The organism is Bradyrhizobium sp. SMVTL-02 (genome assembly GCF_051853005.1).
GTDB lineage: Bacteria > Pseudomonadota > Alphaproteobacteria > Rhizobiales > Xanthobacteraceae > Bradyrhizobium.
Genome location: NZ_CP182469.1, coordinates 3,374,670 through 3,392,920 on the forward strand (window position 1 = coordinate 3,374,670; position 18,251 = coordinate 3,392,920).

At 62.3% G+C, this 18,251-nt stretch carries 19 protein-coding genes and 4 pseudogenes; 8 read left to right on the top strand and 15 right to left on the bottom strand.

The window, feature by feature from the left end; all coding sequences use genetic code 11:
* Positions 1-19 precede the first annotated feature (19 nt).
* From ACNJYB_RS15625 to ACNJYB_RS15640, 4 genes and pseudogenes are all read left to right on the top strand, one after another.
* On the top strand, positions 20-901 hold the full coding sequence (locus tag ACNJYB_RS15625) for an alpha/beta fold hydrolase (protein WP_439374760.1): 882 nt from the start codon (positions 20-22) through the stop codon (positions 899-901).
* A gap of 11 nt (positions 902-912) precedes the next feature.
* Complete coding sequence (locus ACNJYB_RS15630) at positions 913-1,695, top strand: 2-keto-4-pentenoate hydratase (RefSeq protein ID WP_439374761.1); 783 nt, start codon at positions 913-915, stop codon at positions 1,693-1,695.
* 20 nt (positions 1,696-1,715) lie between these two features.
* A pseudogene (locus ACNJYB_RS15635) lies at positions 1,716-2,586 on the top strand (fumarylacetoacetate hydrolase family protein).
* The gene (locus tag ACNJYB_RS15640) at positions 2,583-3,335 is read left to right on the top strand and encodes an SDR family NAD(P)-dependent oxidoreductase (protein WP_439374762.1); all 753 of its coding nucleotides are present in this window, start codon (positions 2,583-2,585) and stop codon (positions 3,333-3,335) included. Before ACNJYB_RS15635 ends, ACNJYB_RS15640 begins: the two are co-directional and overlap by 4 nt.
* A 563-nt stretch (positions 3,336-3,898) precedes the next feature.
* Here the strand turns inward: ACNJYB_RS15640 and ACNJYB_RS15645 are convergent.
* From ACNJYB_RS15645 to ACNJYB_RS15665, 5 genes and pseudogenes are all read right to left on the bottom strand, one after another.
* Positions 3,899-4,303 carry a helix-turn-helix domain-containing protein gene (locus ACNJYB_RS15645; protein WP_439375566.1) on the bottom strand — a complete coding sequence of 135 codons (405 nt, stop codon included), beginning with the start codon at positions 4,301-4,303 and terminating at the stop codon, positions 3,899-3,901.
* 120 nt (positions 4,304-4,423) lie between these two features.
* Positions 4,424-4,702: pseudogene (locus ACNJYB_RS15650) on the bottom strand (AraC family ligand binding domain-containing protein); the annotation flags it as partial.
* A 147-nt stretch (positions 4,703-4,849) separates the two neighbouring features.
* Positions 4,850-5,308 (bottom strand): hypothetical protein, encoded by a 459-nt coding sequence (locus ACNJYB_RS15655; protein WP_439374763.1) that lies wholly within the window; start codon positions 5,306-5,308, stop codon positions 4,850-4,852.
* 65 nt (positions 5,309-5,373) lie between these two features.
* The gene (locus ACNJYB_RS15660) at positions 5,374-6,057 is read right to left on the bottom strand and encodes a Fe2+-dependent dioxygenase (protein ID WP_439375567.1); all 684 of its coding nucleotides are present in this window, start codon (positions 6,055-6,057) and stop codon (positions 5,374-5,376) included.
* A gap of 5 nt (positions 6,058-6,062) precedes the next feature.
* Positions 6,063-7,097 (bottom strand): TonB-dependent receptor, encoded by a 1,035-nt coding sequence (locus ACNJYB_RS15665; protein ID WP_439375568.1) that lies wholly within the window; start codon positions 7,095-7,097, stop codon positions 6,063-6,065.
* 535 nt (positions 7,098-7,632) lie between these two features.
* On the opposite strand from ACNJYB_RS15665, the gene ACNJYB_RS15670 reads away from it, so the two are divergent.
* On the top strand, positions 7,633-7,767 hold the full coding sequence (locus tag ACNJYB_RS15670; protein WP_439375820.1) for a hypothetical protein: 135 nt from the start codon (positions 7,633-7,635) through the stop codon (positions 7,765-7,767).
* A 99-nt stretch (positions 7,768-7,866) separates the two neighbouring features.
* Here ACNJYB_RS15670 and ACNJYB_RS15675 read toward each other — a convergent pair.
* Both ACNJYB_RS15675 and ACNJYB_RS15680 read right to left on the bottom strand, forming a co-directional pair.
* Positions 7,867-8,454 (bottom strand): annotated as a pseudogene (locus ACNJYB_RS15675) (TonB-dependent receptor plug domain-containing protein); the annotation flags it as partial.
* Positions 8,451-9,467, bottom strand: a complete 1,017-nt coding sequence (locus ACNJYB_RS15680) for a tetratricopeptide repeat protein (RefSeq protein ID WP_439374764.1) — start codon at positions 9,465-9,467, stop codon at positions 8,451-8,453. The gene ACNJYB_RS15680 and the pseudogene ACNJYB_RS15675, both read right to left, overlap by 4 nt.
* 290 nt (positions 9,468-9,757) lie before the next feature.
* Here ACNJYB_RS15680 and ACNJYB_RS15685 point away from each other — a divergent pair, with 290 nt between their 5' ends.
* Positions 9,758-10,273: a hypothetical protein gene (locus tag ACNJYB_RS15685; protein ID WP_439374765.1), complete on the top strand. Its 516-nt coding sequence runs from the start codon at positions 9,758-9,760 to the stop codon at positions 10,271-10,273.
* A gap of 215 nt (positions 10,274-10,488) precedes the next feature.
* Positions 10,489-10,812, top strand: a complete 324-nt coding sequence (locus tag ACNJYB_RS15690) for a DUF3363 domain-containing protein (RefSeq protein ID WP_439374766.1) — start codon at positions 10,489-10,491, stop codon at positions 10,810-10,812.
* Positions 10,813-11,040: 228 nt separating this feature from the next.
* Here the strand turns inward: ACNJYB_RS15690 and ACNJYB_RS15695 are convergent, their stop codons facing one another.
* From ACNJYB_RS15695 to ACNJYB_RS15705, 3 genes and pseudogenes are all read right to left on the bottom strand, one after another.
* Positions 11,041-11,535: a Fic family protein gene (locus tag ACNJYB_RS15695; RefSeq protein ID WP_439374767.1), complete on the bottom strand. Its 495-nt coding sequence runs from the start codon at positions 11,533-11,535 to the stop codon at positions 11,041-11,043.
* Positions 11,536-11,616: pseudogene (locus tag ACNJYB_RS15700) on the bottom strand (hypothetical protein); the annotation flags it as partial.
* Positions 11,613-12,056, bottom strand: a complete 444-nt coding sequence (locus tag ACNJYB_RS15705; protein ID WP_439374768.1) for a hypothetical protein — start codon at positions 12,054-12,056, stop codon at positions 11,613-11,615. The pseudogene ACNJYB_RS15700 and the gene ACNJYB_RS15705, both read right to left, overlap by 4 nt.
* 163 nt (positions 12,057-12,219) lie before the next feature.
* On the opposite strand from ACNJYB_RS15705, the gene dusA reads away from it, so the two are divergent.
* Positions 12,220-13,179 carry a tRNA dihydrouridine(20/20a) synthase DusA gene (gene dusA, locus ACNJYB_RS15710; RefSeq protein ID WP_439374769.1) on the top strand — a complete coding sequence of 320 codons (960 nt, stop codon included), beginning with the start codon at positions 12,220-12,222 and terminating at the stop codon, positions 13,177-13,179.
* A 201-nt stretch (positions 13,180-13,380) separates the two neighbouring features.
* On the opposite strand, the gene ACNJYB_RS15715 is transcribed toward dusA, so the two are convergent.
* The 5 genes from ACNJYB_RS15715 to ACNJYB_RS15735 all read right to left on the bottom strand — a co-directional run bounded on the left by ACNJYB_RS15715 (position 13,381) and on the right by ACNJYB_RS15735 (position 18,120).
* Positions 13,381-13,935 carry a TIGR02281 family clan AA aspartic protease gene (locus tag ACNJYB_RS15715; protein WP_439374770.1) on the bottom strand — a complete coding sequence of 185 codons (555 nt, stop codon included), beginning with the start codon at positions 13,933-13,935 and terminating at the stop codon, positions 13,381-13,383.
* Positions 13,936-13,963: 28 nt separating this feature from the next.
* Positions 13,964-14,167 carry a DUF1289 domain-containing protein gene (locus ACNJYB_RS15720; RefSeq protein ID WP_439374771.1) on the bottom strand — a complete coding sequence of 68 codons (204 nt, stop codon included), beginning with the start codon at positions 14,165-14,167 and terminating at the stop codon, positions 13,964-13,966.
* A gap of 44 nt (positions 14,168-14,211) precedes the next feature.
* Positions 14,212-15,807, bottom strand: coding sequence for a sensor histidine kinase (locus tag ACNJYB_RS15725; protein WP_439374772.1), 1,596 nt, complete (start codon positions 15,805-15,807; stop codon positions 14,212-14,214).
* Positions 15,808-15,947: 140 nt separating this feature from the next.
* Complete coding sequence (gene nhaD / locus ACNJYB_RS15730; protein WP_439374773.1) at positions 15,948-17,225, bottom strand: sodium:proton antiporter NhaD; 1,278 nt, start codon at positions 17,223-17,225, stop codon at positions 15,948-15,950.
* A 22-nt stretch (positions 17,226-17,247) separates the two neighbouring features.
* Positions 17,248-18,120 (bottom strand): NAD(P)-dependent oxidoreductase, encoded by an 873-nt coding sequence (locus ACNJYB_RS15735; protein WP_439374774.1) that lies wholly within the window; start codon positions 18,118-18,120, stop codon positions 17,248-17,250.
* Between the last annotated feature and the right edge of the window lie 131 nt (positions 18,121-18,251).

Below are 18,251 nucleotides of genomic sequence, written 5' to 3' on the forward strand. Positions count from 1 at the left end.
CAACGAACGAGATCAAGCTATGAGCGACACAAGACCAGAGAACTTTTCCAGCGTCTGGGCCGATCTGAGGGGCGTTTCCTTCAAACAGCACTTCATCGACGCCGGCGGAATTCGGACCCGCTGCATCGAGTCGGGCGACCCGTCCAAGCCGCTCGTCCTGGCGCTGCACGGCGTCGGCGGCCACGCCGAGGCACATTCCAGAAACTTCGGTCCGCACGCCGATCACTTCTGGTTCGTGGCCATCGACATGCTGGGTCACGGTTGGACCGACAAGCCGGCTATCGACTACCAGGTCAAGGACTACGCTGACCATGTGCTCGCCGTCCTCAAAACGCTCGGCAGAGATAAGGCGATGATCAGCGGTGAATCGTTGGGCGGCTGGGTCGCGACATATCTGGCCGTGCATCGTCCGGCTGCGGTCGAGAAGCTTGTCCTCAACACCGCCGGCGGCTGGACGGCGCATCCCCAGGTGATGGAGCGGCTGAAAAAGCTGTCCAACGAGGCTGCATCGGATCCCTCCTGGGAGCGGATAAAGGCTCGCCTCGAATTCCTGATGTGCGACAAGAGCATGGTCTCGGACGATCTGATCGAGACCCGCCGCGCCATCTACGCGCAACCCGGGTTCGCCGACACGATGAGGCGGATCATGTGTTTGCAGGAGATGGACATCCGCCGGCCCAACATGATCACCGCCGACCAATATCGCTCGATCAAGGCGCCGACCATGGTCGTGTGGACCTCGCACGATCCGACTGCGACGCCCGAGGAGGGCAAGCAGATCGCGGACATGATTCCGGGCTCGAAATTCGTGGTCATGAACCGCTGCGGCCACTGGCCCCAGTTCGAGGACGCCGAGCAATTCAACCGGCTCCACATCGAATTCCTCCGGACCGGCAAATAAGGATCGTTCAGATGGACCAGCAAACCAAGCACAGCGAACTCGCCGCTCAGATCCGCGCCGCTTACGCAGGCAGCCCGATCGCTCCCATTCGGCCGCAGTTGGCGGACCTCGACGTCGATGGAGCCTACGCCATCCAGCAGGAGAACACCGCGCATTGGGAGAAGGAAGGTCGCCGCGTGGTCGGAAGCAAGATCGGGCTGACATCGCGCGCGGTGCAGAAGCAACTCGGCGTCGACCGGCCGGATTTCGGAGTCCTCTTCGCCGACATTATCGTGGGCGAGGACGAACCTGTCGCTGCGGGGCGCGTGCTTCAGCCGAAGATCGAGGCGGAGGTGGCTTTCCTGCTTGATCGGGACGTCGATGTCGACGTGCCCACGGTGGCCGACGTTCTCAGGGCCGTAGCCTACGCGATGCCGGCCCTCGAGATCGTCGGCAGCCGCATCACCAATTGGGATATCGGAATCGTAGATACCGTGGCCGACAACGCGTCATCGGGCCTCTTCGCCCTCGGAGGACCCGTGCGCCGGCTGGATGGCTTGGATCTCCGTGCCCTCCAGATGCAGATGACAAGGAAGGACGAGATCGTATCGAAGGGGACCGGCGCGGCCTGTCTGGGCAATCCGCTCAACGCGATGGCCTGGCTCGCCGGCGAGCTTGCCCGTCGCAAGCGGCGGCTCCGCGCCGGCGACGTCGTGCTCTCCGGAGCGCTCGGTCCGATGGTTCCCGTGAACCCAGGCGATGCTTTTGAGGCCAATATCGCCGGGCTTGGTACGGTCTCGGCGCGGTTCGCCTGAGCACATCCAAAGAAACGCAAATGAAGCTCGTTAGATTCGGAAATCCAGGCGCCGAAAAGCCGGGGCTCATCGACGATCAGGGGCGCCTGCACGACCTGTCGAAGGTCATCAGCGACCTCACCCCCGCCAACCTGTCGCGTTCAGCGCTCCGAACGATCGCCGCTATCGCTCCCTCCACGTTGCCGCTCGTCGCCGACGGGCCGCGTTTTGGCGTGCCGGTTGCAGGCGTCGGAAAGTTCATCGCGATCGGTCTGAACTATGCCGATCACGCCGCGGAGGCGAACCTTCCGCTGCCCTCCGAGCCCATCGTGTTTCAGAAGGCGATCACCTCGCTCTGCGGACCGAACGATGATGTCGTTCTGCCGAAAGGGCTCGAAGAAGTCCGACTGGGAGGTGGAGCTCGGAATCGTGATCGGGACGCGAGCATCCTATGTCGAGCGCGCCGATGCCCTCGACCACGTCGCCGGCTACTGCATAGTGAACGATGTGAGCGAGCGCGAGTACCAGATGGAACGCGGCGGCACGTGGGACAAGGGCAAGGGCTGCGATACCTTTGGTCCTGTAGGACCGTGGCTGGTGACCACGGACGAGATAACGGACCCTCAGGCGCTTGACCTCCGGCTCGACGTCAACGGGCAACGCATGCAGGCTGGCAACACCCGGACGATGATCTTCGACTGTGCCGAGATCGTCAGCTACGTCAGCCGCTTCATGACGCTGATGCCCGGCGACATCATTGCGACCGGTACGCCGCCTGGCGTGGGCATGGGCAAGAAGCCCGCTGCGATCTATCTCAAGCCGGGCGACGTCGTGACGCTCGGCATCGAGGGGCTCGGAACGCAACGCCAGCAAACCCGCGAATGGTCTCCCGGCGCGGGGGCGCGGTCGTGACCGTCTACAGCGGAAGATTCAAAGGACGAACCGCGGTCGTCACCGGCACTGCGTCCGGCATCGGTCGCGACGTGGCTCGTCGCCTGGCGGACGAAGGCGCCCGGGTCTCCATGTGGGACCTGAACGGCTCCGTCCTCGCCAAAGCAGCGGCGGAGGCCGGCGCGGTACACACGCAGTCGGTCGACATCGGGGAGGAAGACGCCGTCGATGCGGCCATGCGGCGGAGCATCGACGATCTGGGCGGCCGGCTCGACATTCTGGTAGCCAGCGCCGGCATCACGGGACCGAACGGAGCCGTGAAAGACTATGCCGGCAGCGATTGGCGCAAGGTCTTCGACGTCAACGTCAACGGAGCTTTCTACTGCAACCGCGCCGCTGTCCGCGCAATGGAGAAGAGCGGCTACGGTCGCATCGTCAACGTCGCCTCGGTCGCGGGAAAGGAAGGCAATCCGAACGCATCGGCCTATAGCGCGTCCAAGGCCGCCGTGATCGCGCTCACGAAATCGCTGGGCAAGGAAACGGCCACGACCGGCATCCGCGTCAACTGCATCACGCCGGCGGCCATTAGAATGCCTCTGTTCGACCAGATGACGCCCCAGCACATCGATTTTATGCTGTCGAAGATACCGCTCGGGCGGTTCGGTACCGTCGAGGAAGCGACGTCGCTAGTGGGCTGGCTCGCGAGCGAAGAATGCTCGTTCGGTACGGGTGCGGTGTTTGATCTGTCTGGCGGCCGGGCGACATATTGACGGAATCGTCCTTCGGACGCGTCAGAGTGCCTTTGCTACTGATTGCATGAGGCCTCGAAACCAGGAAAGAGCCGGATCGTCCTCCCATCAGCATCTCGATGGGCGGGATCTCGAAGGGGGCATTGACGATCCTCAGGTCATACGTCTTCGAATACATTTCCGCATGGCGGCGATGGCAGGTCAGGATCCGCTCGGTGCCCTGGACGAATTGAAGTCCCATCCGGAAATAGGAAACGACCAGTTCGATCTTCCGAATGTTGCCGCGATGCTTCAGGAACCATTCGTCCTGGGTCGATATCCTCCAATCGCCCAAATTCACCGGACGTGCCCCAGGCGCTTGTACTGTTCGAACGTCATTCGCCTGCCGATCTTCGGGTTGCGCTTCCATACGACGCACGTGAAGTCCTCGGTATAGAGCAACGCGCGCTGGGATGACGATCCGAAGCGTATCCTTTAGGCGTTATGAGGAGATCCAGATTGCCCTGTTCGAAATCGGTTACGAAGCTTCCGCTCAGGGGTTTGATCTCGACCGACATTTCCGGCGACTTGGACGAGTAGGGCATCTATACAGTCATGCCGCTCACTGCACTTTCGCGATGTTCTGCCAGATAGCGAACCGGAGGCTTGCCTAAGGTTTTTCGAAACATATTGACGAAACTGCTTGCGTTCTCGTATCCGAGCTCCAAGGCGACTGTCTTGACGCTGTCGCCGCGCGCCATTCTTTGCAATGCCAGGATAACATGAAGCTGGTGGCGCCAGCGTCCGAAGCTCATTCCGATTTCCTGTATGAGCAAGCGGCTTAAGGAGCGCTCGCTCATGCCGAGCGAATTTGCCCAATTGCTGAAGGAGTTTTTGGCGCTTGGATCGGCAATCAGCATTTCGGCGAGACGCCGAAGGCGCGCCTCGCGTGGCATCGGCAGGTTCAGGCTGCTAATCGGCGCATCGGACAGCTCGTCCAACAACGTCATCACCAGTCGATCCTCGCGACCTCCGAGTGGATAACACTCCGGAAGCTTGGCCACTCTGAGGATCAGCTCCCGGATCAAGGGTGAGATCGAGATCGTGCAGCACGTCTCCGGGAGGCTCTTGGCGGCGCTCGGTTCAATATACAGGCAGTGGCATTCTACGAGACCGGCGCCACGAGCCGAGTGCGCCAGCTGACCGGGGATCCATAACGCGCATCCCGGCGGTACTAACCAAACCTTGTTGGCCGTCTCGCAGCAAAGAATGCCCCGCTGGGAGTACAGTAGTTGAGATTTGCGATGCTGGTGCCGAGCATAGGTCCAATCATTCGACAGGATTCCGCTTCGGAGTGCAACGGCGCGGGGTACGCGGTCGACGTCGGTGTCAACAAAGCGATGAAGCATCTCGCCGCCTTTCAAAATCTTGTGTCGGCGACGTGCGTGCCGAGATGTTCAAACTCGACCATCGCAAATCGACAGGGGACCGGCCATCCTAAACGCGACTTTTTTGAGCTAATCTAGACCGGCTGTCATCGAGGCCTAGGTGCCGGCTCAAAAGTCGGATTCATTGACGAGATTTGCAGGCGCATGCGCAATTCGCAGCAGCCGCCAGGAGGCGCGAGCTGCATAGATTCCGGGCAGAGCCACAGAGACAATTGCGGTCGCTGCTATATGAAACCCGTCGCGCATGCCGTCGAAGACGCCGCCCGCGACGCTGGTGACCATCAGAAAGCCACCTAGCAGCAAGGAACCAAGAATCGCGGCGCGCCGCCGCGTGACGAGAGGAAGTAGGGCAGGAATGATCCATATCGAACATGCGATGCCAAAGTACCAAAGAGCCATCGCATCGAACGCCGTTGGCGCCGTGCCGGAGCCGTCGACCTGATGGTTAACCCATGTAAGGATTTGGATGACCGCGTAGATCGTGTTTCCGAGGCCACAGACCGACCACAGCAACGCCACCTTTTGACGGGCAGATCGAGCGGCGAGTTCATTCGTCAGATCAGTCATCGCCGTAATCCTCGAAGTCGACATTTTAATTTGCATCGTGGGTTCGTGCGGAGGGTCGGCCGCCATCACAGCTCCGCCCATCGTCTTAGAAGATTGTGATAGACGCCGGTAAGCATGAGGATGCCTTGTGCATCGCTGGATACGGATTTGCGCAATTCAACAATGCCCCGGTCCAGATCATAGAGCGTTATGCGAAGCCCCTCCTCCTTGATCATCGATTGAGTCCAGAAGAATGATGATAAGCGCGCACCTCGGGTGATCTCGCTCACGCGATGCAGGCTCCCCGATGGATACAGGACCATGCTGCCGGCCGCCAATTTGACGGCGTGAACGCCGTAACTGTCTTCGATGATCAGTTCGCCGCCGTCGTAATCATCGGGAGCTGTGAGGAAGAGAGTTGAAGACAGATCGGCGCGCATGCGAATGCCGAGTCCGGGCGCGGATCGCACTGCGCCATCGACATGGGCATCAAAGAACATCCCGGTGTCGTATCGATTGAAAAGCGGCGGCAGGACGCGCAGGGGCAGGGCGGCACTGTTGAACAGTGCATTCCGGCCGAGCGCCCGCAGGATGATGTCGCCGGCCTGGCGAGCCTGAGGCGAGTCCTCGGGGACCTGAGCATTGCGCTTGGCGCGCGATGCCAGCTCACCTGCCGTTGCCCTTCCGTCGATCCAATCAGCGGCTTCGATGATGCCGCGGACGGACTCGACTTCGTCGGCGGATAGCAGGTTTGGGATTTCGATGAGCATTTTCTTCAGAACCTGATCGCTGCGGTGAGGGTGACGCTGCGGCCTGCGACGGGAGTTGCGTAACCGTTTCCGAAAGCCGAACTGTAGGTCAGCTTGTTCGTGAGATTCGTGACCTTCAGCGCCAGATGGTGCCGGTCGTTGGGATCGTAGGAGAGCATCCCATCGATGGTGGTCGCTGCCGGGATCACCATCGAATTGAGGTTGTTGAGGTAGTAGTCCGAACGATAATTGAGCCCGCCCCCGACAAGCATATGACCCGGCACGTTCGGCAGCAGGGGAGCGATGTCGTAGGTGGTCCAGATCGCCAGGCCATGCTGAGACACGTACGGGACCCGGTTGCCTGCGGCCGAGACAGGCGTGAAGGGGCTGATCGACGAGGCGATGATCTTGCTGTCCATATAAGAATAGGACGCCTGCACATCCCAGTTTGCGGTCAGCTTGCCAGTCAATCCGAGTTCGACTCCCTGGACTTGCACCTTGTCGTCGGTCGTCGTCTGTATTCCCGATACCTGGTCGGTATAGGACGCGTTGTTCCTCTCGACGCGGAACAATGCTGCCGTCACGCCGAGCCGGTCCTCGAACAGGCCCCACTTCGCACCGACCTCGAAGGTCGTATCCGCTTCCGGCTGGAGGTTTGCAGCGCTTGGCGCCTGAGACAGGCCGAGCGATGAACTCAGCGAAGTGATGTTGTTGCCCGGCGGCGTGAACGAACGTGCATAGCTGAAGTAGTAACTTTGATGCGTGGTGGGCTCGAAGATCAGGGATGCTTTTGGGCTGGCGAACTCGGTCGTCGTCGCAAGCGGAGACGCGCCTGCCTGGCCGTCGACCCGATAGTGGTCCCATCGAACACCTGCCAGGATCGAGAGCATGGGCGTCAACCACATGCGGTCGCTCATAAAAGGACCAACGTCCCAGCTCGTGGCCGACAATTGATTGCCCGGCGAGACCGTCAGTGCAAACCCGGGTGAGTTCGCAAAGATGATTGAGAAGAGTCCCTGCCGGCTCGGGGCCCGAAGGAAGGTAAAAGTTGGTCGTCGCATGTTGAGAATAGGCGTCAAAGCCAACGACGAGCTTGTGCCTGAACGGTCCGGTGTCGAAACGCATCGTGGCAGTCGTTACGTTTTCCCCGCCGTGACTGACCTGCTTGGTCCCGCCCACGGACCAGATTGTGTAGGGCGTCGCCAGACTTCCGGCGAGAACGTCCGTTGCGCAGCTGCTTGGAAACGGGAAGCCGGGCGAGGCGCACAGCGCAGGCGTAAACTTCAGGTCACGTGTGTAGTACCCCACACGCGTGTCGTTCGTGAGCGTGAGCCAATCACCGAATTCGCCCTTGTAGAGAGCGGTAGCAACGTCGGCCGTTGCGCTGTCGCGATCGCTTTCCCGTCCGAAATAATTCGAGCGCGGAACCCCGTACTCCGTCACCGGCCTTCCGATCACGCCGGGTGCACTCACGATGGGGACGCCGAAATCAGGGCGCTGTACGCTCTGCTGATGCATGTAGTTGACGATCAGGGACTGCTCGGTGCCGAGGCCAAGTCCTAGCGAGCCGAGGAAGCCGCCCCGGTCGGAATAGACATGGTCGCGATCGACAATATCCTGGCCGTTCCCCATGGCGATGAATCTCAGCGCCGTCGTGTCGTCGATCTGCTTGTTGATGTCCAAGATGCCGCGTCCGTACGGGCCCGTCCCAGCCGAGGCCTCGAACGTTGATTGGTCGCCGAGATGGGCCTTCTTGCTTTCGATCTCGATGACGCCGCCCGTCGTGCCATTGCCGAAGCTCTGGGACGAGGGTCCCTTCAGCACCAATACGTTTTCGGTTGCAAAACTATCGCGCACATAGGAACCAAAATCGCGCAAGCCGTCGACATACACATCGCCAGAAGCGTCAAAACCCCGGATGCGGAACTGATCTCCGTTGATGCCACCGCCGCCTTCTCCGGTGGCGACGGTGATTCCCGGCACATATTGGAGCACCTGATTGATGGTGGCTGCTTGCTGCTGCTCGATGACAAGGCGCGGTATGACGGTGATGGTTTGCGGCGTGCTTTGTAGAGAATCGGAAAGACGGCTGAGACCAGTCGTTCGCTGCAGCGAATTCCCAGGCGAAAGAGCCGAGGACGCAGCCTGCGGACGCGGTTCGGCCGGTTTGCTCGGATGGCTGGCCGAGATAGGTCTCGAGGCCTGCTTCGAGCCGGCGCTCGACGCTCGTCGCCGCTTGGTAACAGGAGCCTCCACCTCGACCGGTGGAAGCGCTGTAGCCTTGTCCGCCGGCGCCGACGTCGGTTGATCGTTCTGGCCTTCCGCGTTGGCGGCGGTAACGAATAGAAAGCCGTTTGCAAGGCTCGCTGCTGCCCCAAGTCCGGAAAGTGCTGGTCGCAAGGTTTCGATGATGGTCACAGAGCCCCCTTCGAGCAGGATGATGTTGAGTTGGATGGTCTTGCGATGCGGCGCGACATCGCTGCGATACGGCCGTCGAGATAGCCAACGAGGCCTCGGCCGATCGACGCCTCGGGACAACTCGGCGAATCCGGACGTCCATCGGTTGCCGGTAGCTCTGAGAGCCTCCTGGCGTCTTCAAGGTCAGAGGGTGTGGCTGCAGCGTCGTTGAGTGCGGAGGCATACGCCTGCACATCGGCGGCACTGCCGGAAGCTGCTATGCGCCTAAGTGCCTCGAGGCCATGCCGGCGTAGCGCAAGTTCGCCGCGCGCCAGCAACAGCGGCGCAATGCGCCGGCGAAAGCCGTTATCGCTGCCGGAGATCGACCGTCCCAGCCAAACATCGGCACCGTCCGCGTCACCGCCAGCGTGCAGGATCGTGGCCAGATTGTACTGAGCCCAGTGGTCGCCAAGCCCAGCGGCACGTCGGTACCAGTGCAAGGCGCCTCTCGCATTGGCCGGCACGGCCCAGCCTTCTTCGAGAAACCGGGCCAGAGAATTCATTGCCTTCAAGTTTGCCTTGGAGGTGCCGCCTTCCGCTGCCGCCCTAAAAAGCTCGAAACTCCGCGGCCGATCCGCCGGATTTCCGCCGCGCATCAGCATCTGCGCCAGATTGACCTGGCCCCAGACGTGGCCGGCTGCTGCGGCCAGCTCGAAAAATTCCGTCGCGAGCTTCGGATCTGGCTCGACACCCCAGCCTTGTTCGTAGCACCGGCCAACCATATTTTGTCCATCGCAGTCCCCGGATCGGGCGGCACGTTCGAACCAGACGAAGGCAGCCGTCGGATCACGCGTTACCCGCGTCCCATCGAGCAGCAACTGGCCCCACACGATCTGCGCGGGAACGATATCGGCCTCGGCTGCTGCCTTGATCCACTGCGTCGCATCGTGGGGATTGCTGACGAGCAAGTCACGCAGCTGCGCCTTGCTCAGACGCCGCGCGCGAATTTGTAGGAGCGGTCGGGGCAGGGCCATTGAGGCGTACGGATTTGGAGGCCTCTTGGACAGGCGCTCGGTAACAGCTCCGGGCTGTGGGTGCATTGGCATCGTGCTTCGCTTGGGCCAGGCCGTTGTTTAACCGAATGGCTACAGCAGCCCGGTGCGGCGCTGCATCGTGCAATCCGGCCAGACCATTGCTCAATTCGGCCAGCCGCCAAGAATTCGTCCAAAATGCCGCCAAGGCTTGGCAACCAAGGCCTGGCAACGCAGTACCTGGTTGCCGGTCGCAGTGATTGTCTCTTTTGGGTAACGCTTTGGCGCTTTAGATGAATGAGTTGAGGCATCATCCAAACTATCGTCACTGGTCATGCGCACGCGAATTGAACCACGCTGCGCAAACCGAACCGATAGGGATGATGATGCTGTTGAATACCGCGACTTTTCCGATTGTAAGGTTATCTTACGATCAGGGCTCGGCCGGAACGGCTGACGAGGCCTTCGCTGCCTTCGAAGCCCTGCTCGATCGCGGCAAGCCCTTCGTCATCATAGGACAAGGGGCAAACGCCGACATCGACGAACACGAGCACGATCCGGGTGAGCAGAGAAGGCTTGCGCTTTGGTCAAAGAAGCACAAACCGCGATTGCGCGAATTTGTGAAAGCCCTGATCTATGTTGAGCCCTCAAGGACGAAGCGGCTCGGCATGAAAGCCTTCCAAATGGTGTCAGAGAAGTTTTGGGGATACCCGATGCTGGTCGCCGCTTCGGAGGCAGAGGCGCTGGAGATGGCGCAAGCGCTGCTGCAGTCCGCGTCTCCAAGCAGGCGACCGGGTCGGGCAGGCTGAAGATCTGTCCAGACGACCTGTTGCCCTCGGACGAGGAGGCCCTCTGAACTCTCGCTTCGACAGCGATTGCTCTCGAAAGCGACGTTGCTCAGCGTCGCGACGTTGGCTTGACCAGAATGCCGTTCCGGACCAGCCGTCACGAGCCCGGCGGCGGTTGCTGCGTATCGGATCTGTCAAGATGAAGAGATTAGATCGCGTGTTTCAGGACTTCGTGGATGCGATCGAGCTGGCGCGCAACGACGTTGAGTTTGAGCGTACGGCGGCGCGCACAGCGGTGTGTCTTGAGCTTTCGTTGGTTTGCCGCGCGAACGGGGCTCGATCGTATCGACGTAAAAGCGGGCGACAGTCTCACAGGCGTCCACCGGCGTATGCTGACGCTGAACAGCGGCCGCTATGCGCTGATCGAGCGATCCCATGACTTCGCACTGGTTCCCTGGCGGCCGGTGCTGGAAAGGGCGCGCGGGCAGTTTGTCACCGCTAGCGTGGGCGGTGAGGGCATATCCTGGTCGATCGGCATCAAGCGCGGGATCGGGCGCTAAGGGCCTGGGCTGCCGGCAGGCGCGAGCCCATTTCTTCGGCGAGGCGGTTCGCGCAAAGCTCTCACAATCGCGCGCAACATGCTGAAGCTCTTGATGGTTATACTAAGTTCGCGAAAATAGTATAACCCGCGCTGAGGCCTCGGCGTCGGGGACCGGTGGCTGCCCGGGTGGACAATGATCGCCGGGACTGAACGGTCCAAGGGATGCGCCCGCCGCAACCAACAGCATTCAAGCGACGAGCGAGTAACTTGTACTTCGGCCTCCGCCCTCGTCCTTGGCGAGAATGCCCTGATCAACGAGGTCCCGAATGTCGCGCAAGGCAGTGTCGGGCGAGCACTTCTCGATCTTTGCCCATTTGCTCGATGTCAGCTTGCCCTCGAACCCGTCCAGCAGGCGGTTCAACATATCGCGCTGCCGCTCATTGATCCGGGCCGTGGCATGCCGTTTCCAGAAGTCGGCTTTTTCAAGCACCGCGGCCAGAATGGTCTCAGCGCCAGTGAAGGCGCGGTCGAGGCAGCCCAGGAACCATTCAAGCCACGAAGTGACATTGAGGTCGCCTTTCTGGGTGCTCTCCAGCATGTCATAGTACCTTTTCCGCTCACTGCGTATCTGGGCGGACATGCTGTAGAAGCGCTGCGGAATTCCCTCAGAGCGGGCAAGGGACATGTCGGCGATGGCGCGCGCGATCCGTCCATTGCCATCCTCGAAGGGATGGATCGTCACGAACCACAGATGCGCGATCGCTGCCTTGATGACGGGATCGATCTTCTCCTCCGTGTTGTACCATTCCAGAAACGCGGTCAGGCGGTCGGCGCCTCGTAATGGACGCGTTCACGCCCGTAGTCGCCCACGCATCGAAGCCCGTCAGCTTGAGAAGCGGCACCTTCTGATCGTTGCCGTCCTTCGCTCGCGCCGAATTCGATGAGTCGCTCGCGATCGAGTTTGGGCAATTTTACTGTCCCCAAGGCGTCCTTTAGGGCTTCTAGCACGGCGGCCTTGGAGCGACGGGGAGGGCGGCCGACCTCGTGCATGTCCTCGATGTGTAGATCGATGATGTCGCCGAAGGTTTTTGCTTGGACAGCGGCGCGGGGTTTTGGCGATCCGCTGCGGTCGATATTGCGCTCGATATCGAGCGCCCAGTCTTCGCCATCCTTGCGCCGGCGGAAGGTCTCTGACACGTAGCGGTTCTTGCGGCGGACCTGGACGCGCCAGTTCCCGGAAGGCAATTGAGTGAAGCTGGCCATGACCGTGTGCACTCCCCAATTCGTGTGCGCTACGTGTGCACTGAGAGGTCAAAACAGGTTGCAATTTCGACTAGTTTGGAGTGCACATGTTCCGGGTTTCATCCTCTTGAGAACGTAGGATAAAGTATTGAAATCGCAAGACTATCGCTTTTCTGTGGCTCCGATGATGGATTGGACCGACCGGCATTGCCGGGTGTTCCACCGACACCTCACCCGAGGGGCGCTGCTCTATACGGAGATGCTGACGACCGGCGCCGTCATTCACGGTGACCGGGAGCGGTTGCTCGGGTTCGATGCGATCGAGCACCGGGTGGCGCTGCAACTCGGCGGGTCGGATCCGCGCGAGCTCGCGCTGGCTGCGCGGATCGGCGAGGAATTTGGCTACGACGAGATCAATCTCAATGTCGGTTGTCCGTCCGACCGGGTGAAGGACGGTCGCTTCGGCGCCTGCCTGATGGCGGAGCCGGAGCTCGTGGCGCGATGCGTCGATGCGATGAAGCGGGCGGTTGCCGTTCCCGTCACGGTGAAATGCCGCATCGGCATCGATGACCAGGATCCTGAAATGGCGCTCGATACGCTCGCGCGCGCGGTGGTTGCGTCCGGCTGCGACGCGCTGATCGTGCACGCCCGAAAAGCCTGGCTCAATGGATTGTCGCCGAAGGAGAATCGCGACATCCCGCCGCTTGATTACGATCGCGTCTATCGTCTCAAGCGTGCGATGCCGGAGGTGCCTGTCATCATCAACGGCGGCATTGCAGGCATCGACGAGGCGAAGGCGCATCTGGCGCATGTCGACGGGGTGATGCTCGGCCGTGCCGCCTATCAGGAGCCGTGGCGGCTGCTCGCGGTCGACCACGAGATTTTCGGCGCGCCGGCGCCGCACGCGACCATGCAGGACGCGATCGGAGCGATGATGCCCTACATCGAGGAGCAGCTCGCGCGCGGTACGCGGCTGCAAGCCATCACGCGACATTTCGTCGGTGCCTTCCACGCGGTGCCCGGAGCACGTGCGTTCCGCCGGCATCTCGCCGAGCAAGGTGTGAAGCCGGGTGCAGGTCTCGACGTGCTGCGTGATGCGATCGGGCGCGTCGGTGTGCGCGTGCCGGCGGAGGCGGCGGCGTAGTCGCATCCGTCACGAAGAATGAACCGGATCGCAAGATCGGGCCCTTCGTCGATCCGCAATCAGCGAACAGGTCGAAATGATAGTTCACGCCAGCGCGGAAGGTTGTGGAATTTCGCAGCGTTCCAATCCGGCAGATCGTCGTGTTTGAACCCGGTGTAGAGATACTCCGCTTCCGGCCAGATCGTGGCTGGGATGGAAGGATCAGTCGACCGCGGTGCGCGGGCGGCGGTGGCTGCTCTGCAGTTCGGGATAGCCGGTGAGCATCAGCTTGTCGGCGCGCACGCCCCAGCTCTCCAGGCGGTCGAGGAAGCTCATGCCGAGCAGATTGGTCTTCATCTGGCCGCGCTGCACGACGAGGGCCGGCACCGATTTCTCGACGAGATGGCCGACAGCGAGGCGATCGAGCGTGAGCCGAGCCGCCTTGGTGTGGCCGCCTGCGGTCTCCAGGTCGACGTCGTATTCGAGCATTTCGAGCGGCAGCCCGATGGCTTTCGCTGTTTCCCAGGTCAGCACCACGGAGGTCGCGCCGGTGTCGATCACCATCGGCGCGGCGACGCCGTTGATCTTCGCGCGCAGCGCGAACTCGCCGCCCTGGCCACGTGGGATCTGTACGGCCGGGGGCGGGACGGCGGTCTGTCCGCGGAAGATGTGCGACACCTTGTGGCTCGCGCGGGTGATCTGATCAGGATCGCCATAGGCGACGACGGCCCCCGCTGTGCCGGCGAGCATGATGAGGACGAGGAGGAAACGGATCATTGCGCACCGCCATAGGTGCGCAGGTCGATCAGCCGCGTTTCGGCGATCCCGCGATCGGCTGCAGACCGGCGTCCGCCATGCGTGCCGGCAACAGCGCCATGACCGAGAGCCGTTCCGCACTTTCCATCGCGTGCCAGCGCGCGATCTCCGGCAAGGTGCGGCCGCAGCCGAAGCACAGCTTGGTCTTGGGATCGATCATGCAGACGGCGACGCACGGCGTTTCTTTGCTCATTCGGACATAGTGGAGGATTGTCGGGCATGTCTGCAAGCATCTGGTTAAGAGCCGGTGCCTGCGCTCATGATCGGCTTGTGGCGCGGACGGCGCTTCTCGTCGGCGACAGTGGACCCTTCCGGCTGGAGCGGCGGAGAATCGTCCGACAGCGGCGCCAGCGCGCTCATGACCCGCTCCGGCGGGAAGGTGACGATCACCTCGGTGCCGATGCGCAGCTTCGATTTCAACGTGAATGTGCCGCCATGCAGGTCGATCAGGTTCTTGGCGATCGGCAGGCCGAGGCCGGCGCCCTGTTCGGCCGACTTGATCGAGTTGGAACCCTGGCCGAAGGAGGCGAGCACCACCGGGATCTCGTCCTCGGGGATGCCGGAGCCGGTATCCTTCACCGAGAGATATTGTCCGCCCGACGCGGTCCAGCCGGCCTTGAGCCAGATCTCGCCGCCTTGCGGGGTGAACTTGATCGAGTTGGAGAGCAGATTGAGCACGACCTGGCGGATCGCGCGCTCGTCGGCCCAGAGCCGCGGCATGGCCTGCTCGAACACCTCGTGGATGGTGATGCCGCGGCTGGAGGCACGCAGCTTCATCAGATGATGGCAGTCGGCGACGATGCCGACCAGCGACACCGCTTCCTCGTTGAGCTCGTAGCGGCCGGCCTCGATCCGCGACAGGTCGAGGATCTCGTTGATGAGGTTGAGCAGGTGCACGCCGGAATTATGGATGTCCGCCGAGTACTCCTTGTAGACCGGCACCGCATGCGCGCCGAATATCTCGCTCTTCATCACCTCGGAGAAGCCGAGGATGGCGTTCAGGGGCGTGCGCAGCTCGTGGCTCATCTGCGCGAGGAAGCGCGACTTGGCGACGTTGGCGGATTCGGCGCGGTGGCGGGCTTCGTCCGAGATTGCTTTCGCCTGTTCGAGCTCGCCGATCAGCGCATCCTTCTCGGCGCGCGCCTCGAGCGTCGCGAAAGTCGAGGAATGCAGGCGATGCGCCAGCAGCACGAAATAGCCTTCTGCGGCAATCGCCAGCGCGGCCAGGATGTAATTGTCCAGCGAGCCTGTCATCGCGAAGCTCAGTGCCATCGCGACCGCGACCGGCGCGGTGGCGGCGAGGGCGGCGATCGGCAAGTTCGCGGCCAGCATGCTCGATACTGCGATCACCAGCAGCATCAGGAACATCATCAGCGTTTCCGTGACCATGTCGAGCACGGGATGGATCAGGATCGCCATCCAGCACAGGCCATAGAGCAGGTCGAGCACGACGAAGCGGGTCCGCCAGGCGCGCGTCGCTGCGGGCGAAGCGGATTCGGCCAGGAAGCGCCGGCAACTGCGGACCATCGCGCCATGGATGCAGAGCATGCCGGTGGTCCAGAGCGTAGCCGGGATCGGCTGCATCCACAGGCCAAACAGCACGCCGGTCGCAACCACCAGCAGCATGACGACATAGGAAGCCGATAACCGCGTCTGGGCATATTGGCGCAGCATCTCGGCGTCGAAGGCCGGCCGGGTTCCGCTGGTCGACGTTAACTTATCGCGCGCCTCGCGCACCCGCTGCGCGGCAGCCCTTCGGCTGCTCGCCGATGGAGCGCTCACCGGCTCGGCCGGAAGCTGCACGACCTCAGGCTTTTCAGCGGGGTTACTCATCGAACAACAACGATTCCTGCCCGCGCCGGGCGCGGGCCTTCTGCATTGTCTATCTCTGGCAAGAAATCCTTAAGAGGTGACTTAAGGAGCTAAAGAATTACGTTAACCCCGCGTTAATTTCGAGCTCGGCCCGCAGCGTCTCAGTGCAGTGCAGCGTGCTGGGCGACGTAGACCGCGGCGCCCGCCAGATAGCCCGCCAGCGCGGGAGGGGCGATGCTGCGGGCGTACCAGAGGAACTCGATCCGCTCGAGGCCCATGGCGGCGACGCCCGCGGCCGAGCCGATGATCAGGATCGAGCCACCGGTGCCGGCGCAATAGGCGATGAACTCCCAGATGAAGCTGTCCGCCGGATAATGCGCGAGGTCGTACATGCCCATGGTCGCGGCGACCAGCGGCACGTTGTCGATGACGGCGCTGAGCAGGCCGAGCACGATCACGATGACGTCCTGACGGCCGAGCGCGCTGTCCAGCCAGCGCGCCAGCAGCGACAGCAGGCCGGCATGCTCGAGGCAGGCGACTGCGAGCAGGATGCCGAGGAAGAACACGACCGAGCTCATGTCGATCCGGGTCAGCGCGTGCGCCAGCGTGAGCGGCTGGCGCACGTGCTCGTCCTTGTGGCGATGCACGATCTCGCCGACCAGCCAGAGCACACCGAGCCCGAACAGGATGCCCATGAAGGGCGCCAGATGCGTGACCGCCTTGAACACGGGCACCGCGATCAGCGTGCTGAGCCCGAGGTAGAACATCAAATTGCGCTCGAAGCGGTCAACGGACAGCAGGCCGTCGTCTTTCGGCGGCGGTGCGATGCTCTTGCCGCGAAGCGAGAGGCTGATGAAGGCGAGCGGTACCAGCAGATTGAGCAGCGAGGGCAGGAACACAGCGCCCATGATCTTCAGCGGCGTGATCTGCCCGCCGATCCACAACATGGTCGTGGTGACGTCGCCGATCACGGTCCACGCGCCGCCGGCGTTGGCGGCGATGACGATGAGGGAGGCGAACAGCAGGCGGTCGTGGCGGCGGGCGATCAGCTTCTGGATCAGCGAGATCATGACGATGGCGGTCGTGAGATTATCGAGGATCGCGCTGAGGAAGAACGTCACGAAGCCGATCAGCCAGATCAGCGTGACCTGGCTCGTGGTGCGGATCAGCGAGGTGATGACCTCGAAGCCGTCATGAGCGTCGATCACCTCGACGATGGTCATGGCGCCGATCAGGAAGAAGACGATCTGCGCGGTCGAGCCGACGGACTCGTCGAGCTGGCGGCCGACCAGCGCGTGGTCGCCGGTTGCGACCGCGTAGATGGTCCACAGCAGCCCCGCGCCGAGCAGCGCGGTGGCGCTCTTGTTGACGCGAAGCGGGTGCTCGAGCGCGACCGCCGCATAGGCCAGGACGAAGATGGCGGCGATCGCGATCAGCAAGGTCGTTTCAGATCGTCAGCTATCAGCGATCGAGGCGGGCGAGCAGGCTCGACGTATCCCAGCGCTTGCCGCCCATCTTCTCGACCTCGGCGTAGAACTGGTCCACCAGTGCGGTGACGGGCAGATTGGCGCCGTTGCGGCGGGCTTCGGCCAGCGCGATCGAGAGGTCCTTGCGCATCCATTCGACCGCAAAGCCGAAATCGTACTTGTTCTCGTTCATGGTCTTGTAGCGGTTTTCCATCTGCCACGACTGCGCGGCGCCCTTCGAGATGGTCTCGATCACGGCCGCGACGTCGAGGCCGCTCTTCTTGGCGAAATGGATGCCCTCGGAGAGACCCTGCACGAGGCCTGCGATGCAGATCTGGTTGACCATCTTCGTCAGCTGGCCCGAGCCGGCTGGCCCGAGCAGTTTGCACATCCGCGCATAGGCCCCAGTGATGATCGGCTCGGCGCCGGCATAGACGTCCTCAGCGCCGCCGCACATCACCGTCAGCACGCCGTTTTCCGCTCCGGCCTGGCCGCCGGAGACGGGGGCGTCGATGAACTTGAATCCGGCCCTGGTGGCGGCTGCATCGAGCTCGCGTGCCACCTCGGCGGAGGCGGTGGTGTGGTCGACGAAGGTTGCGCCCTTCTTCATGCCGGCGAACGCGCCATCCGCGCCGATCGTGACCGAGCGCAGGTCATTGTCGTTGCCGACGCAGCACATCACGAAATCCTGACCCTCGGCGGCGGCCTTCGGGGTGGCCGCGGTCTTGCCGCCGAACTTGTCCGCCCATTGCTTCGCCTTGGCCGCGGTGCGGTTGTAGACGGTGACCTCATGGCCCCCTTTTTTCACGAGGTGTCCGGCCATGGGGAAGCCCATCACGCCGAGACCGAGGAAAGCGACTTTAGCCATGTGTGGTACCTTGTCCGTAGTTGGGTTTTACGGTTGTAGCCGGGCGAGGGGCGCCCAGGCGGCATCTTCGGGGTTCCGCCCTGGAGCGGATCGGCCGCACCATAAACCGTTAGGGGCGGAGGGCAACGCCT